Here is a 19,720-nt window from a genome sequence, read left to right on the forward strand (position 1 = left end):
GTGTTAGGCCTGCCGCCAGCGTTCAATCTGAGCCATGATCAAACTCTTCAATTAAACTTCTTTCGAAATATGAACTTTTTTTGGTAAGCACTCTTATAATGAGTGCCCACACAGATTGTCTTGTTGTAAATTGTTAAAGAACGTTCAGTGCGTTTCCCGAAGGTTTTTACACTGGGTTACAGCCATTTGGCGTTACCTGTAAATCTTGTTTGCTGATTGAGTCCGTTAGGTCTCTCTCAAGCGGGAGGCGTATTCTACACTTCCGTTATTTGATGTCAACAATTTATTTTCTAAATTATTTAATCTTTTTTTCTGCTTTTCAGTTTATCTTAAGGTTGGTTAGCCAAACTATTGATGTCCTGCAAAAGCTGAGCGCATTGTAGTGATTTATTAACTAAGGTCAAGCTTAATTACCAAATAATATTAAAATTAATTTAATATTTTTAAATTAAGATTATTTATCGAACAAAAACTGATTTGTGTATTATTTAAAACAAATTGTTGTTATTTTTAAACTCTAGGTGATTTCTGTTGTCGTAAACTAGATTAGTAAGTCTAAGTAGGTGTTTATTATGAAAAGTATTACCCCAATTGCATTAATTTTGGGTGTTTTGACTACACACGCATACGCAATTCCAACAACTGTCGTAGATGACAATAATAATCGCTTAACCGCGGACTTTGTAAAGAAACATGTTGATCAGTCGATGTCTATCGGCCGAGCGATAAAGAGTATTGTAGGAAATTATCCCAGAGAAGCCATTGGAGTAGTTAGTACTGCTCTTGATTTATATCCAGAAAAGTATAAAGAAATTATCCATGCCGCAATTTCCGCTGAACCGGCTTTAACCGGTGAGGTAGTATCACTAGCCATTGAAAAGGGGATTAGTAGCTGCTCTAGTATTGTAGAGACAGCAATTAATGCAGAACCAAGCTATGTTGACTTTATTGTAAGAGCAGCGGCTTTCTCAACTCCGGATGAAATGGACGAGATTGTCAGAATAGCAGTAGAAACTGAACCCGACTCTGCAGACAATATTGTTCAAACGCTGTCTCGGTCACACCCAAATGAAATGGTAGAAATTATTAAAACAGCGGTTTCAGCAATGCCGTTTGTGGGAGAGTATGTTGTCGATGCTTTACTAGCGTCTTTCCCAGATGAAGCCGAACAGGTCGTTACTACCGCTTTACGAGAATCGGCCGAAGAGCAAGAGAGTGTAAGGCGGATTTTAGTTACCGCAATGAATGCTGGGGTCCCAGCTGAAGACTTATTAAAATATGCGAAAAATGCCGGCGCTACGGAAGAGCAGTTGGCCTTCATTAAAAAACAATAGTACCAAGGATAAATAGTCTGAGTATTTAGCAGGCAATAGCTACAAAAAAGCCGAGCATTAGCTCGGCTTTTTAATGGGTTTGGAGTGATTACTCCTCAGTTACTACTTCAGCTTCTTCAACTTCTTCAATAACTGGACGGTCAACTAGTTCAACGAAGGCCATAGGCGCGTTGTCACCTGAACGGAAACCACATTTTAAAATGCGAAGATATCCGCCTGGGCGAGCTTCATAGCGCGGACCAAGTTCACTGAATAATTTACCAACAACTTCTTTATCACCAGTACGTGCCATCGCCAAACGACGATTAGCTACACTGTCTTGCTTAGCAAGTGTGATAAGAGGCTCGATTACGCGACGCAGTTCTTTAGCCTTAGGCAACGTTGTTTTAATAACTTCGTGCTTAACTAATGAGCCAGCCATGTTTTTAAACATTGCTTGACGATGACTGCTGTTACGATTTAACTGACGACCACTGTTACGATGGCGCATAGCTCTATCCTTCTTTACAAATCAGTTTATCTTGCGACCTGATTAATCTTTTTCTGCGATACTCTCTGGGGGCCAGTTTTCAAGGCGCATTCCCAAAGAAAGACCACGAGATGCCAACACGTCTTTAATCTCGGTAAGAGATTTCTTACCTAAGTTAGGCGTTTTTAACAGCTCAACTTCAGTGCGTTGCACCAGGTCACCAATGTACTGGATAGCTTCAGCTTTCAAACAATTAGCTGAACGTACAGTAAGCTCTAAATCATCAACTGGACGAAGAAGAATAGGATCAAATTCCGGCTTCTCTTCTTTAGCAACAGGCTCTGAAATATCGCGAAGTTCAACGAATGCGTCTAATTGCTCAGCTAGAATAGTAGCTGAACGACGAATCGCTTCTTCCGGATCCAAAGTTCCATTGGTTTCCATATCAATAATTAATTTATCCAAATCTGTGCGTTGTTCAACACGAGCAGATTCAACATTATAAGCAATACGTTCTACTGGACTGTAAGAAGCATCAACTAACAAACGACCGATAGGTCGATCATCTTCTTCAGAGGAACGGCGAGTTGACGCAGGAACATATCCACGACCCATTTCGACTTTGATACGCATGTTTAACTCGGCATCGCCGGTTAGCGTACAAATAACGTGGTCAGGATTAAAGATCTCTACATCTCCATCATGCTGAATATCACCAGCAGTAACAGGGCCTGCACCAGACTTGACTAAAGTAAGAGTAGCTTCAGTTTTGCCTTCGATTTTAACAGCCAAACCTTTAAGGTTAAGCAAAATTTCGATGACATCTTCTTGAACACCCTCTTTAGTGCTGTACTCATGTAATACACCATCAATCTCTACTTCTGTCACGGCGCAACCAGGCATCGATGACAAAAGGATGCGACGAAGCGCGTTACCAAGAGTATGACCAAAACCACGCTCTAATGGCTCAAGTGTCACTTTAGCGCGTGTTGGTGATAAGTTTTCTATTTCCACTAACCTTGGTTTTAGGAATTCAGTTACAGAACCCGGCATTGTTTCCTCTCTTGATTATGCTTTACTTAGAGTAAAGTTCGACGATCAACTGTTCGTTAATTTCAGCAGACAAATCAGTTCTTTCTGGAATACGTTTGAAAACGCCTTCCATTTTTTTGCTGTCTACTTCAATCCAAGTTGGTTTTTCACGTTGGTCCGCCAATTCTAATGCAGCAACAATACGTGCTTGCTTTTTAGATTTTTCACGAACGGAAACAACGTCTTCAGCAGAAACGTTAAAAGAAGGTATATTAACAACCTTACCGTTAACCATAATAGCTTTATGACTTACTAGCTGACGAGCTTCAGCACGTGTACTAGCAAATCCCATACGGTAAACAACATTGTCAAGACGCTGTTCTAAAAGCTGAAGCAAGTTTTCACCTGTGTTGCCTTTTAAACGCGCTGCTTCTTTATAGTAGTTACGGAACTGCTTTTCCAATACGCCATACATACGACGTACTTTTTGCTTTTCACGTAACTGCACACCGTAATCAGACAAACGGCCACGACGGGCTCCATGCTGACCTGGGGCAGTATCTATCTTACATTTCGAGTCAATTGCTCGAACGCCACTTTTAAGGAACAAATCTGTTCCTTCGCGACGACTAAGTTTGAGTTTTGGACCCAAATATCTAGCCATGATCTTTCTCCAACTGTCCGTCGATTAAACGCGACGTTTTTTCGGTGGACGACAACCGTTGTGAGGAATAGGTGTCACATCGGTAATATTAGTGATTTTATAACCAGTTGCATTCAAAGCACGGATAGCAGATTCACGACCTGGACCTGGACCTTTAACGAATACTTCTAAGTTTTTCAAACCGTAATCCTGAGCAGCAATACCTGCGCGCTCAGCAGCAACCTGTGCAGCAAAAGGGGTAGATTTACGTGAACCACGGAAACCTGAACCACCTGACGTTGCCCAAGACAAGGCGTTACCTTGACGGTCAGTAATTGTCACTATTGTGTTGTTGAAAGACGCATGGATATGAGCCATACCGTCTGCAACTTGACGTTTTGCGCGCTTACGCGTGCTCTTTGTAGGTGCTTTAGCCATAACTAACCTCGCTTACTTTTTAATTGGCTTACGAGGACCTTTACGGGTACGCGCATTTGTTTTAGTGCGCTGACCACGTAGAGGTAAGCTACGACGGTGGCGTATACCACGGAAGCAACCTAGGTCCATCAAACGTTTGATGTTCATTGACACTTCACGGCGAAGATCACCTTCTACCATGAATTTCGCGACTTCGTCACGAAGCTTGTCAATCGTTGTTTCATCAAGATCTTTAATCTTGGTTGACTCTGTAACACCAGCAGCTTCACAAATGCTTTTCGCACGTGTCGCGCCTACGCCATAGATTGATTGGATAGCAATCACAGCGTGCTTGTGTTCAGGGATGTTAATGCCAGCGATACGGGCCATTAACAGCACTCCTCTTAAATTATTGTCATCAGCCTAAAAAGCCCGATAGGATACTTACCCGATGACCAAATTGCAAATTAAGCTTGGGTGAGTCGGTAGTATGACCGATTTCACCCAAATACCACATTTCGATTAACCTTGCCTTTGCTTATGCTTAGGGTCAGAACTACAAATTATACGTACAACGCCATTGCGCTTTACGACTTTGCAGCTACGGCAAATCTTTTTAACGGATGCACGAACTTTCATATCACCACTCCGTAAACGCTTATCTTAACGACCGTAGCCTTTAAGATTCGCTTTCTTAAGAACAGATTCATATTGATGTGACATCAAATGAGTCTGCACCTGCGCCATGAAATCCATGATTACCACTACAATAATAAGTAGTGATGTGCCGCCGAAATAGAACTGAACGTTCCAAGCGATCAACATGAACTCAGGCACCAAACAAATAAAGGTTATGTAAAGTGCGCCTGCCAAAGTAAGGCGTGTCATTACTTTATCAATGTAGCGAGACGTTTGCTCACCAGGGCGAATACCAGGTACAAAAGCACCAGACTTCTTCAAATTATCTGCTGTTTCACGAGGGTTAAACACCAACGCTGTATAGAAGAAACAGAAAAAGATAATCGCCGCAGCGTATAACATCACGTACAAAGGTTGCCCAGGGGACAACATTAAAGCCACATCCTGTAACCAGGAGAATGACTCATTTTGACCGAACCAACTTGCGATAGTTCCAGGGAACAAAATAATACTAGAAGCAAAGATTGGAGGAATAACACCAGCCATATTTACCTTAAGTGGTAAATGTGTACTTTGTGCTGCAAATACCTTACGGCCTTGCTGTTTCTTCGCGTAGTTTACAACAATACGTCGTTGACCGCGCTCTACAAACACAACAAAATATGTAATGGCAACAATGATTACGCCAATTAGCAATAACAATAGTACATTTATGTCACCCTGTCTGGCTTGCTCCGCAGTCTGACCAATCGCTGTAGGCAGACCGGCAACAATACCAGAAAAGATCAAAATGGAGATACCGTTGCCGATACCTCTTTCGGTAATTTGCTCACCTAACCACATCAAAAACATGGTACCAGTAACCAAACTCACTACCGCAGTAAAGTAAAAACCGAAGCCAGGAGCAATCACCAAACCTGATATCAGGTTCGGAAGATTAGTCGCAATCCCAATTGCTTGGAACGTGGCCAACACCAACGTAAAGTAACGAGTGTATTGACTTATTTTACGACGTCCAGCTTCACCTTCTTTTTTCAACTCAATCATTGGCGGATGCACAACTGTCAGCAACTGCATAATAATTGATGCCGAAATATATGGCATTATACCTAGGGCAAGAACCGATGCGCGCTCAAGTGCACCACCTGAAAACATATTAAACATTTCCACGATAGTGCCCTTTTGCTGCTCAAATAATTGAGCTAACACATTGGCATCAATACCAGGAATAGGTACGTATGAACCGAGTCTAAATACAATGATCGCACCTAGTACGAACAACAATCTTGATTTAAGCTCGCTCAAGCCGCCTTTAGCGCTTGAATCCTGTCCTGGTTTTGCCATCTAGCTTATTCCTCTACTTTACCGCCAGCGGCTTGAATTGCTTCAAGTGCGCCTTTAGATACCTTTAAACCTTTTACAGTAACTGCGCGAGAGATTTCGCCACTTTTCATTACTTTGACGTTTAGCATTTCTTTTTTAACAAGACCTGCTGCTTTCAAAGTCTCTAGTGAAACCTCATCACCTTCTACTTTAGCAATTTCACTCAATGTAACTTGGTCAGAGACGAAAGAAACACGAGAAGTGAAACCGAACTTAGGTAGACGGCGTTGAATTGGCATTTGTCCGCCTTCAAAACCAGGCTTAACAGAACCGCCTGAGCGACTCTTTTGACCTTTGTGACCACGGCCACCAGTTTTACCAAGACCTGAACCGATACCGCGACCTACGCGCTTACCAGAATTTTTAGCTCCAGGTGCAGGAGCAATAGTATTTAATTTCATATCTTACTCCTCCACTACTTCAACCATGTAATATACACGGTTGATCATGCCACGAACGGCTGGGGTGTCTTCCAACTCACGAACATGCCCGATGCGACGCAAACCTAAACCAGTCAATGTAGCTCTGTGTTTAGGTAGACGACCAATAGAGCTTTTAGTTTGCTTTACTTTAATCATCTTAGCCATGTTCAATTACCCCAAAATTTCGTCAACAGGCAATCCACGTTTAGCAGCAATTCCTTCAGGAGAATTCATCTCTACTAAAGCATTGATTGTTGCACGAACAACGTTGATTGGGTTTGTTGAGCCGTAGCATTTTGAAAGTACGTTTTGTACACCTGCAACTTCAAGAACTGCACGCATTGCACCACCGGCAATAATACCAGTACCTTCTGATGCTGGTTGCATGTAAACCTTGGAGCCTGAGTGACGTCCTTTAATTGGATGCTGTAATGTGTTGCCGTTAAGGTCTACGTTCACAAGATTGCGACGCGCCTTTTCCATTGCTTTTTGGATTGCAGCAGGTACTTCACGTGCCTTACCGTAACCAAAGCCAACACGACCATTTCCGTCACCAACTACTGTCAAAGCAGTAAAGCTAAAGATACGACCACCTTTAACAACTTTTGATACACGGTTTACAGCGATCAACTTTTCTAACAGGTCACCCTGTTGTTGAACTTCTACTTTAGCCATAATTAACTCCTAGAACTGAAGGCCTGCTTCACGAGCAGCGTCAGCTAATGCTTTAACTCGACCGTGATATTTGAAACCACTACGGTCAAAAGCAATTTCTTTGATGCCTTTTTCTATAGCACGTTCTGCAATCGCTTTACCTACTGCAGCAGCTGCTTCTGAATTTCCCGTAGACTTAAGGGAATTACGAAGTTCTGATTCTACAGTAGAAGCCGCCGCTAACACTTCTGAGCCACTTGGCGCGATTAACTGCGCGTATATGTGGCGAGGTGTGCGGTTAATAACCAAGCGATGCGCGGCCAGTTCACTGATTTTTTTGCGAGCGCGGGTAGCGCGGCGCAAGCGAGCTGATTTCTTATCCATCGTATCACCTACCTACTTTTTCTTAGCTTCTTTACGACGCACAACTTCATCAGCATAACGAACACCTTTGCCTTTGTAAGGCTCTGGTGGACGGTAAGCACGAATATTAGCTGCAACCTGACCTACCACTTGCTTATCAGCGCCTTTAACGACGATTTCAGTTTGGGTAGGTGTTTCAACTGAAATACCAGCAGGCATTTCATAAACTACTGGGTGAGAGAAGCCCAACGTAAGGTTTAATTTGCTACCTTGTGCTTGAGCACGGTAACCAACACCATTAAGTTGTAATTTCTTTTCGAACCCTTCAGATACACCTGCAACCATTGCATTCAAAATAGAGCGAGCAGTACCAGCTTGAGCCCAATTACCAGCAAAACCTTCACGAGGTAATGCTTTCAATTGGTTTTCTTCTTGTACGACTTCAACTGCTTCGTTGAATACACGGTCCAAAGTACCGTTTTTTCCTTTTACTGTGACATTTTGACCAGCGATAGTTACTTCTACACCAGCTTTAATATCGACAGGAGCTTTTGCTATACGTGACATATTCTATCTCCCGTTACGCTACATAACCGATGATCTCACCGCCCATGCCAGCTTTACGCGCTGCACGGTCAGTCATCACACCTTTTGAGGTAGACACGATAGCAATGCCCAAACCACCCATCACTTTAGGAAGCTCATCTTTTTTCTTATAGATGCGCAGACCTGGACGGCTGACTCGTTCAATGCTCTCAATTACTTTTTTGCCTTCGAAGTATTTAAGTGCTACTTCAATTACAGGCTTAACGTCACCAGAAACAGCGAAGTCAGTGATATAACCTTCATCTTTTAAAACTTTAGCGATAGAAACGCGAAGTTTAGAAGAAGGCATAGCAACTGTTACTTTGCTTGCTAATTGGCCGTTACGAATGCGGGTAAACATATCCGCGATAGGATCTTGCATGCTCATATTGGCTACTCCTTACCAGCTGGCTTTTTTAAGGCCAGGGACTTCACCGCGCATAGCTGCTTCACGCAACTTTATACGGCTAAGACCAAATTTGCGTAGGAACCCATGTGGACGACCAGTTACACGGCAGCGGTTTTGCTTGCGTGATAAACTAGAGTCACGTGGAAGTTGTTGTAGCTTAAGAACAGCATCCCAACGTTCTTCATCAGTAACGTTAACATCGCTGATAATCGCTTTTAGCTCTGCACGTTTAGTACCGTACTTTGCTGCTAGCTTGGCGCGTTTTACTTCGCGCGCTTTCATTGATTCTTTTGCCATAACCCTACACCTTATTTTCTAAACGGGAAGTTAAAAGCGGTTAAAAGCGCTTTTGCTTCATCGTCTGAGTTTGCGCTAGTAGTGATAGTAATATCCATACCGCGAATTTTATCAACTTTATCAAAGTCGATCTCAGGGAAGATAATTTGCTCACGCACACCCATGCTGTAATTACCACGGCCATCGAATGATTTTGCATTCAAGCCACGGAAGTCACGGATACGAGGAATTGCAATTGAAATCAAACGTTCCAAGAATTCCCACATACGTTCACCACGTAAGGTTACTTTACAGCCAATCGGATAACCTTCACGGATTTTAAAACCCGCTACAGACTTACGAGCAACAGTAACAATTGGTTTTTGTCCAGCAATCGCAGCCATATCAGCCTGCGCGTTTTCCAAAACTTTCTTGTCCGCTATCGCTTCACCTAAACCCATGTTTAAGGTGATTTTTTCGATCCGAGGGACTTGCATGACGCTTTTGTAGTTGAACTGCTTCGCAAGTTCTCCCACTACTGTTTCTTTATAGAAATCATGCAGTTTCGCCATCGTACTCTCCAATTAATTAAACTAGTTCGCCGTTAGATTTGAAGAAACGAACTTTCTTCTCATCTTCAAAACGGAAACCAACGCGATCTGCTTTACCCGTCGCTGGGTTAACAACCGCTACATTTGATACGTGAATTGCTGCTTCCTTTTCAACGATGCCACCAGGGACATTCAATTGAGGATTAGGCTTCTGGTGTTTTTTCACCAAATTCACACCTTCTATTATTAGCTTGTCTTCAGACGCTAGTACTTTAAGGACTTTGCCTTGTTTTCCTTTGTCTTTGCCTGCTAATACGACTACTTCATCATCACGACGAATTTTTCTAGCCATTATCGTGACTCCTTATAGTACCTCTGGGGCCAATGAAATGATCTTCATGAAAGAATCTCCACGAAGCTCACGTGTGACCGGGCCAAAGATACGCGTACCAATAGGTTGCTTGTTTGCATTAAGCAAAACAGCTGCATTATTATCAAAACGGATAGTAGAACCATCTGCTCGACGAACGCCTTTCCTAGTACGCACCACCACTGCATTCAGAACGTCACCTTTTTTTACTTTGCCACGAGGAATTGCTTCCTTGACAGTAACTTTGATGATGTCACCGATATGTGCATAACGGCGATGCGAGCCACCAAGAACCTTAATACACTGAACCCTGCGAGCGCCGGAGTTGTCGGCAACATCCAGGTTAGTTTGCATTTGGATCATGTTAGTGCTCCGCTGTTTAAATTAAGACCCTCACGGGCCGTTAAAGCTACAAAAATTCTTACAAACTTAGACCAATTGGCTTTTTTGCTTGCAGAAAATTTATACATACCCCTATAAAAAGGGCGCGAAACTATAACAGAAAATAAAGCGTTGCGATAGCGCAATTTGAAAATAATTATAGAATAAATAATATTCAGTCAATTTTGGTTTACAGCGAAGATAAAGTGGCAGGAAATCAATTGCGAGAATAAAAAATCGGCTCTAATGAGCCGATTTTAATAATTTAAGTTTTATCGATTAATAAAGAAGTGAAATCTTATAACCCGTTGGTGAGTCTGCGGACTCTTCAATGGTTATAATGTAATTTGCTTCTTCATTTAATCCAAGTAGTTCAGTTCTATCCAATAAAATTTGAGTATCTTCATTGTCGTCGAATACCGCTACCAATTCATAAAAATCACTTGGCAAGGTCACCGATTTTGATTCACCAAAATCGATACTAGAGATTAAATACTCAGCAGACTCAATGGTCTCATCTTTACGCACAAAATATAAATCAACGTCGATGAAATCAGACACTAAGTTAGCCGCTACGACTTCTTTATCGTAAACCTGTGGTTGGCTACTTTCATCAAAAGATAATGATGTAAGATTCTCATCAGCATCCTGATAAACAATGATAGCCTTACTTTCACCTTGGTTTAACGTTACTAAGCGATTGTTAAAGCTTACGCTGCTGTCTGAAGTTAATTCTGCTGACAAACGATAATCGCCGAATTCTATTTCATTAAAATCAGTTTTCTCGTTTGCACTTACTTCTGAAGGATCAGTATCTTCATTACCTTCTAAGGTAAATTCAACCGCGCCGTCATCAAGACTATTGTATAGACGGTACTGAGCACTGGCATTGACGTCATCAAGGTTAGATACCGTAGATGAGTTAAGCACTAAGTCAACTTCAATACCATCTTGAATTGCTCCGCTACTACTGCGAATTACAAGCACATATTCACTGGCGAACTGGAAAGAAACTGTATTTGATTCAAAAATGACATCTGTTGAACCCGGTTCAGTAAGATAAATCGTATAGCTACCTTCGTCGAAATTTTCATCATCGTCATCCGGTGCCCAAAACTCCATTTCATCTAAGCTTTCGTAGTTTATGGTAGATAACAAGTTCGCTTCACTAAAAGGTGAACCAGAATCACTCATGTACAAGTCATAGCTACTTTGATCGGTGACTACTGAAATCCCGAAAAGGCGAAAATGATCATCTAACTCTTCACGATCAAACCGGTATTCATTGAAGGTTGGGGATTCGAAATCACCAGTAAGCATTACCAAGGTTTTTTGACCATCTGGTAAATCAATCTCACGGGTTTCCAAAATCACTTCCTGGTCGTCTGAATCTGTACGGTAAAACTCTATTTCAGTAAACCCTGTGTTTGTCTGGATCATACTGGTAACATCACCGTAAGAAGAAGATGCTAAAACTTGTGTTTCTTCAGTGCCTCGCATAGTGGTTAATGCACTATTTGCTGAACCATTATAGAATTGAATATAACCAGAAGAACTGAATTCTGTATCATTATCATCCGAGCTGCTGCAGGCTGTTAACCCTGAGGCCAAAAACACACCCATCAGGGCAAAACTAACTTTACTTCGCATTAAAACACTTTCCTTAAAAACAAGCGCAAAATCTAATTGCAGAGGATTCTATACCGAAGTTAGGATTCATACACTAAATAAAAGTTCAAACCTTTGCATAAACTTTTAAAAAAACCCGTCAACATCGTTATAAACAATGGGCATTACCCTTAGAAATACCAATAAAAAAATTAGCACTATCTAACTTAACCGCCCCTACTTCAAATGAGCACTGCCTTTTACTGCCTACCATTTTGTAAGTAGTTTATATCCAAATCTGATTAATTGAGATGGAAATATCTCCCTATGATAACCAAACCACCTTTTCTTTGTAAGGTGCATTAATCACATCTTCGTACTTTTTCTCTAAAACATGGCGTTTTATTTTTAAAGTTGGCGTTAAAAGGTCGTTTTCTACTGTCCAATCGTCACCCAGTACTACTAACCTATCTAACACTTGATGACTTTCCAATTTGGCATTGACGTTTTCAATTGTTTTCTCTAAAGACTCAATTACTTTTTCATTACTATGTTGTCTGGCTAACTCAGACACAATTAACAGTGCGATAGGTTGCTTTAGTTCGCTGCCTGTTACGCAAACTTGTTCAACTATTTCATTTTCCATAATAAGAGACTCGATTGGCGCTGGAGTGACATATTTGCCCTTAGCCGTTTTAAAGATGTCTTTTAACCGCCCAGTAATACGAATATATCCTTCGTTATCTAATTCACCTTTGTCGCCGGTACGTAAATAGCCATCCTCAGTAAAGACTTCTGCCGTTTTCTCCCCTTCTAGATAGTACTCCTTCATATTACAAGGACCTTTTACTTGAATCTCGCCATCCTCCGCAATTCGAATATCAACGCCCTCATAAGCCTTTCCGATACAACCTATTTTATCTGCCCGGAAAGGCACACTGCTGGTACCGTAAGCACAGTTCTCGGTCATCCCCCATCCTTCAGAAATTTCTACGCCAATGCGATTAAACCAGTGGATAGTCGCTGGAGGTATGGGAGCCGAACCGCTGGCACAAAGACGGGCATTATCTAATCCTAATCCTTTACGGATTTTTTTGGCAACTATTCCTTTAATAATTGGGATACGTAAAAGTCGCTCAAGTTTTTTCTGAGGCATTTGTGCTAACACCCCCATTTGGAAGCGCGTCCAGAGTCGAGGCACGGATATAAATAAGGTAGGCTGACAACGTTGAATGTCGGTCTTAAACGTATCTAAAGATTCGATAAAATAAATGTGTAGGCCCGAGTACAAACTGGCCATTTCCACTAATATTCTCTCAGTAATATGAGCAAGGGGTAAATAACTTAAAATTCTGTCTTGTTCGTTGACCGTTAATGCTGTTAACGACGATTGTGCTGTCCAACTAACAGATTCATAAGTCTGCACCACACCTTTAGGGTTTCCCGTACTCCCTGATGTATAAATAATAGTCATGACATCATTTATATTAGGTACAGGGCTTCCCTTAAATCCTTCGTCGGTTTTAAAGGCCTCCCAATCCATATCACACATCCCCTTAACATGAGGAAAAGCAATACTTTTAACAGTATCAGGGATGGCAGCGATTTGCTGAGCTGGATGTTCCAATTTGCCCACGAAAACAACAGCACATTTTGCGTGATCTAACACATAAGATATAGTATCAGCGCCAGCCGTTGGGAATATAGGTACAGACACGTGCCCCGCCATCATAATGGCTAAATCCGTTATAAACCACTCAGCACAATTTTTCGAAATCAGACCAATATGGCTGCCCTTAGGTAACCCTAAGTTGGTTAAGCCCTGGGCAACTCGACGCACTTCCTGATCAACTTGTTGCCAACTATAATCTGTTACTTCGCCGTTATGAGGCTGAGTTAAATAGATTTTATTTGGGTGGGATTTTACTTTTTCGTAAAATGATTCTAAGGGAGTTTTCATGGTCATTTGGATACCTAATTCTTTCCGGTTAGACTGAACGGCGTTATCAATCAATGAAAATATGCGCCTAACCTTTAAATTAACAAAAAGATAACACTATTAGAACACTGCTTGGGGTTGAATGAACTATATTTTCGATAAATCAATAATCACTTTTGCTGATAGAAAACTATTCGTTTAAGTTTTGAAGTTAAATATAGGGGATAAAAAAGGGAATTACACTACAGAGAGAGCGATATTAGTATGCCGATTGTCGAGTTTATTCGCTGCTAACAGAGGGTTAGCGGAAGCGAATAAACCCAGAATAGATTTGTTACGACATTCTTTGACGCACGATTTCAAACAAACAAACACCCGTTGCTACTGAAACATTTAAACTAGTGACAGTGCCGGCCATTGGCAGCTTAATTAGTTCATCACAATGTTCACGAGTCAATCTGCGCATTCCTTTACCTTCTGCGCCCATCACAAGTGCAGTAGGTCCAGTAAAAGTGCATTCATAGAGACTTTGCTTAGCTTCGCCAGCGGTACCAACAATCCATACCCCTGCTTTCTGAAGTTCTCTTAGTGTTCTTGCCAGGTTTGTTACTTGTACCAAAGGAATCACATCGGCAGCGCCACTGGCCACTTTGCGTACTGTGGGTGTTAAGGCTGCAGACTTATCTTTAGGTACCACAAGGGCATGAACACCAGCCGCTTCTGCTGTACGTAAACATGCACCTAAGTTGTGAGGGTCAGTCACCCCATCAAGGATAAGTAAAAAGGGTTTGTCATTTTCCTCAACAATAGACATGAGGTCATTTTCACTATACTGCTTGCCAGGTTTAGCCCGTGCAACAACGCCTTGATGTTGTTCGCCATTGACTTTGTCATCTAACGCTTTACGTTGACAGAATTGCACTGCAATGCCAAATCGTCGAGCTTGATTGATGATATTAAACAGACGATCATCTTCTCGTCCTTTGAGCACATATAACTCAATGAGTCTTTCAGGTTCCCGCTGAATAACTGCTTCTAATGCGTGGATCCCATATAACCACTCTTGCTGAGCCATGCCTACTTATTCCTCTTTGCTGAACGACGTTTGGACCTTGGTGCCTTAGTCGTTGATTTTTCTGCGCCCTTACCCTTGGCTTTTCCAGCGCTATTTTGAGTCCTGCCGGTTGAAGAAGCACTTTCTTGGTTCGGTTTATTGCCTTGCCCTTTTGGTTGAGCTTTATCGGCGGTTTTTCTTGGTTTCTTTGCTGCGCCTTTTCTAGCACCTCGGCCCTTAGGCTCATCTAAGATAAAATCAATTTTTCGTTCATCTAGATTAACGGCTGCCACTTTAACTTTAAGGGGGTCACCTAAACGATAGCGTTTTCCGGACGCTTCCCCCACTAAACACTGCTTCACTTCATCAAAGTGATAATAATCATTTTCTAACGATGAAATATGAACAAGCCCGTCGATATGAAACTCACTAAGACGCACAAAAAAGCCGAAACCAGTGACAGACGCAATTACGCCTTCAAAAAGATCACCCACATGATCCAACATAAATTCACATTTTAGCCAATCCGCAACATCTCTTGTGGCATCATCAGCTCGACGTTCAGTCATTGAACATTGCTCACCCAAAGCATCAACTTCTTCTTCACTATAGGATTTGCCCCCCGTTTTGCTTTTGCGGCCAGCTTGTTTGTCCAACACGGCCTTTATTGCCCGATGAACAACTAAATCTGGGTAGCGTCGAATGGGCGACGTAAAGTGAGCATAGGCTTCTAGTGCCAAACCAAAGTGACCTATGTTGTCATTGTCATATACGGCTTGTTTCATGGAGCGCAACAACATGGTTTGTATTAGCTCTTGATCTGGACGTCCCTCAATTTTACCAACTAAATTGGTGAAATCTTCGGGTTTTGCGTCTTTACCGATGCGATGTTCAATTCCTACTTCTTTCAAGTAAGACGTAAAAGAAGTCAAACGGTCTTCATTGGGTTCATCGTGAATACGGTACAATGCGGGTGCTTTATTCTTTTCTAAAAATTGCGCCGCTGATACATTCGCCAAAATCATACATTCTTCAATTAGCTTATGGGCATCATTGCGCACAACTGGAACAATATGATCTATTTTTCGCTGGGCATTAAACACAAATTTACTTTCTTGGGTCTCAAACTCAATCGCCCCACGTTTATTGCGTGCTTTTTTCAGCACGCGATACATATCGTGTAAATTGCGTAAATGAGGGACATGCTCAGCGTAGCGTTTATGTAATTCTGGGTCGCCGTCTAAAATAGCCCCCACTTTGGTATACGTAAGGCGAGCTTTGGAATTCATCACCCCTTCGTAAAATTGATAATCTTGAAGCTTTCCTTGGGCACTGATAGCCATTTCACACACCATACACAAGCGGTCAACTTCAGGGTTTAAAGAACATAAGCCGTTACTCAACACCTCTGGCAACATAGGTACAACTTGCTCAGGGAAATAGACGGAGTTACCGCGCTGTTGCGCTTCATCATCCAAAGCTGTACCGGTTTTCACGTAATAACTGACATCTGCAATAGCGACCCAAAGTTGCCAACCGCCATTATCTAAAGGTTCACAAAATACCGCATCATCAAAGTCACGGGCATCTTCACCATCGATAGTAACCAGCGGTAATTGACGCAAGTCAATGCGATTTTGTTTCGCATCTTCCGGTACCTGTTCTTTTAAGCTGGCAACTTGTCTGCTTACCGCTTTCGGCCAGTCATGGGGAATATCAAATGTGCGTAATGCCATTTCGATTTCCATACCTGGAGCCATATGCTCGCCAAGTACTTCGAGTATCTTGCCAATAGGACTAACGCGTTTACGAGGACGCTGTATGACTTCCACTACAACAACGTTTCCCTGGCGAGCACCATTAACATGCTCAGCTGGGATCATAATTTCATGATTGATCCGGCTATCGTCGGGGATCACCATGCTGACGCCATGCTCAACAAAATATCGTCCCACAATGGGCTCTGAGCGCGGCTCAATGATTCGTGCAATTCTCGCTTCTCTGCGCCCACGATTATCAGTGCCACTTTCTTTGACTAACACTACATCATCATGAAGTAGCGCTTGCATTTGCGCTTGATGGATAAATAAATCTTTTTCGCCATCATCGCGTTTAAGGAAGCCAAAACCGTCTCGGTGGCCTATTACCCGGCCTTTAATGAGTTCCATTTTATCGGCCACGCCATATTTTTTCTGACGATTGAAGACTATTTGACCTTCGCGCTCCATGGCTCTTAAGCGCCGTTGAACACCTATGCGGCTATCTTCGTCGGAGGCTTTGACTAACTGGCAAATTTCTAAAAATGTAAGGGGAGTTTTTTGCTCTACCATGACCTGCAGCAAATATTCTCTACTTGCTACAGGGTTTTCATATTTGTCTTTTTCACGCAGGAAATGAGGATCGTTTTTTTCTAAATTTTGTTTATTTTTTATATTCATGCTCGGCATTATAGCCATTGATTGTTACGAAACTAAGCTTTTTTTAATAAATTGAAGATAAATTATACTAAGGCTAGTTCAATATACTTAAGCGGGAGATGATTTAAAGCGTTTTTCAGAATTAGGGCAAATTTAAAATGCCACAACATATCAATAGTAAAACTTAATTTAGAAACTAAAACTGGAGCGAGTACTCCAGTTTTCCCTGAACAATTTAGGTTTACGTAAATCGCCTGCGCATAGCAAATAAACCAAGTCCTAAAATTCCGATAATTCCAGGTTCTGGTACATCGGTTATATTTAATGTCACCGTTGAGCCTGCACCGAAGGTAGAATCAACACCTTGATCGTCAAAAATATCACGCAAGCTAACCGTCCAAACACCAGAGGCGTTAGCAGGACCACCGGCGATAGCAAAATCACCTACAAAATTGTAAAGGCCTGGGCCATCTCCCCAACCAAAATCAGTGCCGCCTTCAAATTCAATGTCAAAACCCGATTCATGAGTAAGTGATATACGAGTATCAGATCCCCAAGAACCACCAAAATTAAAATGCTCAATATTTAAATCGAAAGAAATGGAATCAAGAGAACCTGTTTGAGATTCATTATAAATAAATGTGTTTGAGTAACCATCTGAGTCTTTTCCGCTTAGATCAATAATACCAGCACTTGCAGTGTGAGCATATGATCCCGCGGTTAATAACAACATTGGAACAAACGCTCGTGTAAATATTTTTTTCATTTTATTTCCCTTTCAAAACAGTCAGTGCCGAAAGTCAATTTCATGAATACTATTGTGCAATTATTGAGCAAGCAAAAAGCAAGCCTAAAAAATAAATATTATATTTATCAGAGTGATACTTATTAAGCTTATTAGATTAAAAATAATTACGTAAAAAAAGTTAACAAAAAATTTACCCATATTAATAAATCACTTTTACAACGAGTCGCAACTTAAACACTGTTAAAATTTATATATTTGATTTTAATATGTGGGCATTTTTAGATTTTGCGATTGCTTTATCAGCCTGGGCACTTGATCTAATATGTCGGGATTCTGCAGCGCCAATATTTATAATTGGCTTCTTTTTATTCACTTTACATTCAACCCAATTTTGTTCTGCCATTGCTTCTAAAGCTTAAATGCATGCACTAAATGTTGGATTTTGCTTAGCTGGGGGCACTTCATTTGCAATTTTGCTTTTTAAGTTAGCCAAAATTATATGAATGTCAGAAGTTTGTTTTAGCAACTGAGTCATAGTTTGGTAATAGCCAATATCAGGAAGAACTTGTTGTCCCCTTTTTAAGCAGGGTACCTGTGTAATTTCACCATTCTCCAAATGTCCCAAAAAAAACGGCATAGCACCGCGAGTATTAAGCTTAAACATATTAAAACCTGAAATTTTCATCTGACTAACACGTTCGCTTTTGTCGAACTTACTAATTAATTGACGTGCAGAAGATATATCAAAAGAGCCAAACGTTGCCAAACCCAATTGTTCGGTAGTGAAGCCCCCTTGACTAAGCCATTGCCATGCTTTTTCAGGTGATAACTGCAATCCAGCTTCTTTGGCTATGGCAGAACAATTTTGTTGTAAATCTGTAAAACAGCCATTAGCAGCATACCAATATTGGGCAAACTTCTAACTTGTACTCGTGTCGCACCTTAACCAATCTCAACGGCCCAATCGGCGTTAGTCCAATAATTCCATACTGCAATATTTTTTAATTCATGAGGCGACCAGTTTTCGATACTAAAAGTCTTTCTAAATAACCCTGTAATGCCAGTCGCATCAACATAGTACTTTGCTCTTACAATAGAATCATCAGCTAGTTGTAGCCCCGTTATTTTATCTCCATCCCGGAGTACTTGTTTAACGCCTTGATTATTTTTTACACTCGAGTCTATGGGGAAATAGATTGATAAACAAGTTACTGTTTTGAGCTGATGAATATAAAAAACCGCTTAAATCAATTAAGCGGCTTTTATAGACTGATGATTAGCTTACAATTTTTACCTTGACGTTTTGTCATTAAATAAACTGGTAAGCATCTCCGTAAAGATTTTCCAACAATAAACCTTGTTTTTGGAAATCATCACGGGCAACACCTGCCATCTCAAATCGACCAGCAACGTAAACCTGATAAGGCTCCAGACTTACAAAGTCAGTTAGAATCGCTTGATGTACCCATCCTGACTTACCTTGCCATTGTTCATCGGGCGCATCGACTACCGGAATAAATCGAAAATGCTTATGCTCTTTTTCGAGCTCAATTAGCACCTCGTATTCATACATATCAGCTAATTTTTGGGTGCCCCAGTATAAAAAAACGGGTTGGTCATCAGCTATTTTTAATCTTTGTTGAAGAATTGAGTAGGTATAGGAAAACCCCGTTCCACCCGCTAACAAAATAGTAGGTTTAATATCTGTATCGCGAAAAAAGGCTTCACCATGACCACCTTCGATGTCAATTTCTCCGTGGGTGTTCATTTTTTCTAGAACTTGCCCAGCATAATCGTTACCAGCGCCGGCTCCGATATGTAACTCGATTTGATTGCTACCATCGGGAGCATTAGCAATAGAGAATGGGCGTGAGTCGTTTTCTCCCATAATAACTTTGACGTATTGTCCAGCTTTGAAGGATATTGGACTTAAAGCTGCCAATTTTACTCGGCTAACAATATCGGTTAAGGGTTCAATTGATTCTACTTTACAACGTATTGATGACATAAAAACGCTAGCTTCTCT

Annotated in this window: 26 protein-coding genes; 1 reads left to right on the forward strand and 25 read right to left on the reverse strand. The window is 41.3% G+C overall.

Going from position 1 to position 19,720, the window contains the following annotated elements; genetic code table 11:
• Nucleotides 1-572: 572 nt before the first annotated feature.
• On the forward strand, nucleotides 573-1,334 hold the full coding sequence (locus ACYVIL_RS17485) for a hypothetical protein (RefSeq protein ID WP_303474469.1): 762 nt from the start codon (nucleotides 573-575) through the stop codon (nucleotides 1,332-1,334).
• A gap of 88 nt (nucleotides 1,335-1,422) precedes the next feature.
• On the opposite strand, the gene rplQ is transcribed toward ACYVIL_RS17485, so the two are convergent.
• From rplQ to fre, 25 genes are all read right to left on the reverse strand, one after another.
• Entirely contained in the window at nucleotides 1,423-1,824 is a 402-nt protein-coding gene (gene rplQ, locus ACYVIL_RS17490; protein WP_303474470.1) for a 50S ribosomal protein L17, read from the reverse strand.
• Between the two features lie 42 nt (nucleotides 1,825-1,866).
• Nucleotides 1,867-2,856, reverse strand: coding sequence for a DNA-directed RNA polymerase subunit alpha (locus ACYVIL_RS17495; protein WP_303474471.1), 990 nt, complete (start codon nucleotides 2,854-2,856; stop codon nucleotides 1,867-1,869).
• A gap of 22 nt (nucleotides 2,857-2,878) precedes the next feature.
• On the reverse strand, nucleotides 2,879-3,499 hold the full coding sequence (rpsD, locus tag ACYVIL_RS17500; protein ID WP_303474472.1) for a 30S ribosomal protein S4: 621 nt from the start codon (nucleotides 3,497-3,499) through the stop codon (nucleotides 2,879-2,881).
• Nucleotides 3,500-3,523: 24 nt separating this feature from the next.
• Nucleotides 3,524-3,916 carry a 30S ribosomal protein S11 gene (gene rpsK, locus ACYVIL_RS17505; protein WP_216049659.1) on the reverse strand — a complete coding sequence of 131 codons (393 nt, stop codon included), beginning with the start codon at nucleotides 3,914-3,916 and terminating at the stop codon, nucleotides 3,524-3,526.
• Between the two features lie 12 nt (nucleotides 3,917-3,928).
• Entirely contained in the window at nucleotides 3,929-4,285 is a 357-nt protein-coding gene (rpsM, locus tag ACYVIL_RS17510; RefSeq protein ID WP_008846192.1) for a 30S ribosomal protein S13, read from the reverse strand.
• Between the two features lie 132 nt (nucleotides 4,286-4,417).
• Nucleotides 4,418-4,534 carry a 50S ribosomal protein L36 gene (gene rpmJ, locus ACYVIL_RS17515; protein WP_216049658.1) on the reverse strand — a complete coding sequence of 39 codons (117 nt, stop codon included), beginning with the start codon at nucleotides 4,532-4,534 and terminating at the stop codon, nucleotides 4,418-4,420.
• 24 nt (nucleotides 4,535-4,558) lie between these two features.
• Nucleotides 4,559-5,878: a preprotein translocase subunit SecY gene (gene secY, locus ACYVIL_RS17520; protein ID WP_303474473.1), complete on the reverse strand. Its 1,320-nt coding sequence runs from the start codon at nucleotides 5,876-5,878 to the stop codon at nucleotides 4,559-4,561.
• Between the two features lie 5 nt (nucleotides 5,879-5,883).
• Nucleotides 5,884-6,318 carry a 50S ribosomal protein L15 gene (gene rplO, locus ACYVIL_RS17525; RefSeq protein ID WP_303474474.1) on the reverse strand — a complete coding sequence of 145 codons (435 nt, stop codon included), beginning with the start codon at nucleotides 6,316-6,318 and terminating at the stop codon, nucleotides 5,884-5,886.
• Nucleotides 6,319-6,321: 3 nt separating this feature from the next.
• The gene (gene rpmD, locus ACYVIL_RS17530; protein ID WP_008846195.1) at nucleotides 6,322-6,504 is read right to left on the reverse strand and encodes a 50S ribosomal protein L30; all 183 of its coding nucleotides are present in this window, start codon (nucleotides 6,502-6,504) and stop codon (nucleotides 6,322-6,324) included.
• 6 nt (nucleotides 6,505-6,510) lie between these two features.
• The gene (rpsE, locus tag ACYVIL_RS17535) at nucleotides 6,511-7,014 is read right to left on the reverse strand and encodes a 30S ribosomal protein S5 (protein WP_216049654.1); all 504 of its coding nucleotides are present in this window, start codon (nucleotides 7,012-7,014) and stop codon (nucleotides 6,511-6,513) included.
• 9 nt (nucleotides 7,015-7,023) lie between these two features.
• Nucleotides 7,024-7,377, reverse strand: coding sequence for a 50S ribosomal protein L18 (gene rplR / locus ACYVIL_RS17540; protein WP_303474475.1), 354 nt, complete (start codon nucleotides 7,375-7,377; stop codon nucleotides 7,024-7,026).
• 12 nt (nucleotides 7,378-7,389) lie between these two features.
• Nucleotides 7,390-7,923: a 50S ribosomal protein L6 gene (gene rplF / locus ACYVIL_RS17545; protein WP_303474476.1), complete on the reverse strand. Its 534-nt coding sequence runs from the start codon at nucleotides 7,921-7,923 to the stop codon at nucleotides 7,390-7,392.
• 13 nt (nucleotides 7,924-7,936) lie between these two features.
• Nucleotides 7,937-8,329: a 30S ribosomal protein S8 gene (rpsH, locus tag ACYVIL_RS17550; protein ID WP_303474477.1), complete on the reverse strand. Its 393-nt coding sequence runs from the start codon at nucleotides 8,327-8,329 to the stop codon at nucleotides 7,937-7,939.
• A 12-nt stretch (nucleotides 8,330-8,341) separates the two neighbouring features.
• On the reverse strand, nucleotides 8,342-8,647 hold the full coding sequence (rpsN, locus tag ACYVIL_RS17555; protein ID WP_216049650.1) for a 30S ribosomal protein S14: 306 nt from the start codon (nucleotides 8,645-8,647) through the stop codon (nucleotides 8,342-8,344).
• A gap of 11 nt (nucleotides 8,648-8,658) precedes the next feature.
• On the reverse strand, nucleotides 8,659-9,198 hold the full coding sequence (gene rplE / locus ACYVIL_RS17560; RefSeq protein WP_216049649.1) for a 50S ribosomal protein L5: 540 nt from the start codon (nucleotides 9,196-9,198) through the stop codon (nucleotides 8,659-8,661).
• A 16-nt stretch (nucleotides 9,199-9,214) separates the two neighbouring features.
• Nucleotides 9,215-9,529: a 50S ribosomal protein L24 gene (rplX, locus tag ACYVIL_RS17565; protein ID WP_008846202.1), complete on the reverse strand. Its 315-nt coding sequence runs from the start codon at nucleotides 9,527-9,529 to the stop codon at nucleotides 9,215-9,217.
• Nucleotides 9,530-9,541: 12 nt separating this feature from the next.
• Complete coding sequence (gene rplN, locus ACYVIL_RS17570) at nucleotides 9,542-9,910, reverse strand: 50S ribosomal protein L14 (RefSeq protein WP_008846203.1); 369 nt, start codon at nucleotides 9,908-9,910, stop codon at nucleotides 9,542-9,544.
• A 297-nt stretch (nucleotides 9,911-10,207) separates the two neighbouring features.
• Entirely contained in the window at nucleotides 10,208-11,578 is a 1,371-nt protein-coding gene (locus ACYVIL_RS17575; protein WP_303474478.1) for a DUF4397 domain-containing protein, read from the reverse strand.
• A 283-nt stretch (nucleotides 11,579-11,861) separates the two neighbouring features.
• Nucleotides 11,862-13,502 carry an AMP-binding protein gene (locus tag ACYVIL_RS17580; RefSeq protein ID WP_303474479.1) on the reverse strand — a complete coding sequence of 547 codons (1,641 nt, stop codon included), beginning with the start codon at nucleotides 13,500-13,502 and terminating at the stop codon, nucleotides 11,862-11,864.
• Nucleotides 13,503-13,809: 307 nt separating this feature from the next.
• A complete protein-coding gene (rlmB, locus tag ACYVIL_RS17585; protein ID WP_303474480.1) occupies nucleotides 13,810-14,550 on the reverse strand; it encodes a 23S rRNA (guanosine(2251)-2'-O)-methyltransferase RlmB in 741 nt (246 codons plus the stop codon).
• Nucleotides 14,551-14,552: 2 nt separating this feature from the next.
• Nucleotides 14,553-16,967, reverse strand: coding sequence for a ribonuclease R (gene rnr, locus ACYVIL_RS17590; RefSeq protein WP_460313799.1), 2,415 nt, complete (start codon nucleotides 16,965-16,967; stop codon nucleotides 14,553-14,555).
• Between the two features lie 220 nt (nucleotides 16,968-17,187).
• Entirely contained in the window at nucleotides 17,188-17,712 is a 525-nt protein-coding gene (locus ACYVIL_RS17595) for a PEP-CTERM sorting domain-containing protein (RefSeq protein ID WP_460313801.1), read from the reverse strand.
• 229 nt (nucleotides 17,713-17,941) lie between these two features.
• Nucleotides 17,942-18,097 (reverse strand): hypothetical protein, encoded by a 156-nt coding sequence (locus ACYVIL_RS17600; protein WP_460313804.1) that lies wholly within the window; start codon nucleotides 18,095-18,097, stop codon nucleotides 17,942-17,944.
• A 12-nt stretch (nucleotides 18,098-18,109) separates the two neighbouring features.
• The gene (locus ACYVIL_RS17605; RefSeq protein WP_460313806.1) at nucleotides 18,110-18,529 is read right to left on the reverse strand and encodes a hypothetical protein; all 420 of its coding nucleotides are present in this window, start codon (nucleotides 18,527-18,529) and stop codon (nucleotides 18,110-18,112) included.
• 474 nt (nucleotides 18,530-19,003) lie between these two features.
• The gene (gene fre / locus ACYVIL_RS17610; RefSeq protein ID WP_460313808.1) at nucleotides 19,004-19,702 is read right to left on the reverse strand and encodes an NAD(P)H-flavin reductase; all 699 of its coding nucleotides are present in this window, start codon (nucleotides 19,700-19,702) and stop codon (nucleotides 19,004-19,006) included.
• Nucleotides 19,703-19,720: the final 18 nt, after the last annotated feature.

The organism is Aliiglaciecola aliphaticivorans, assembly GCF_054782055.1.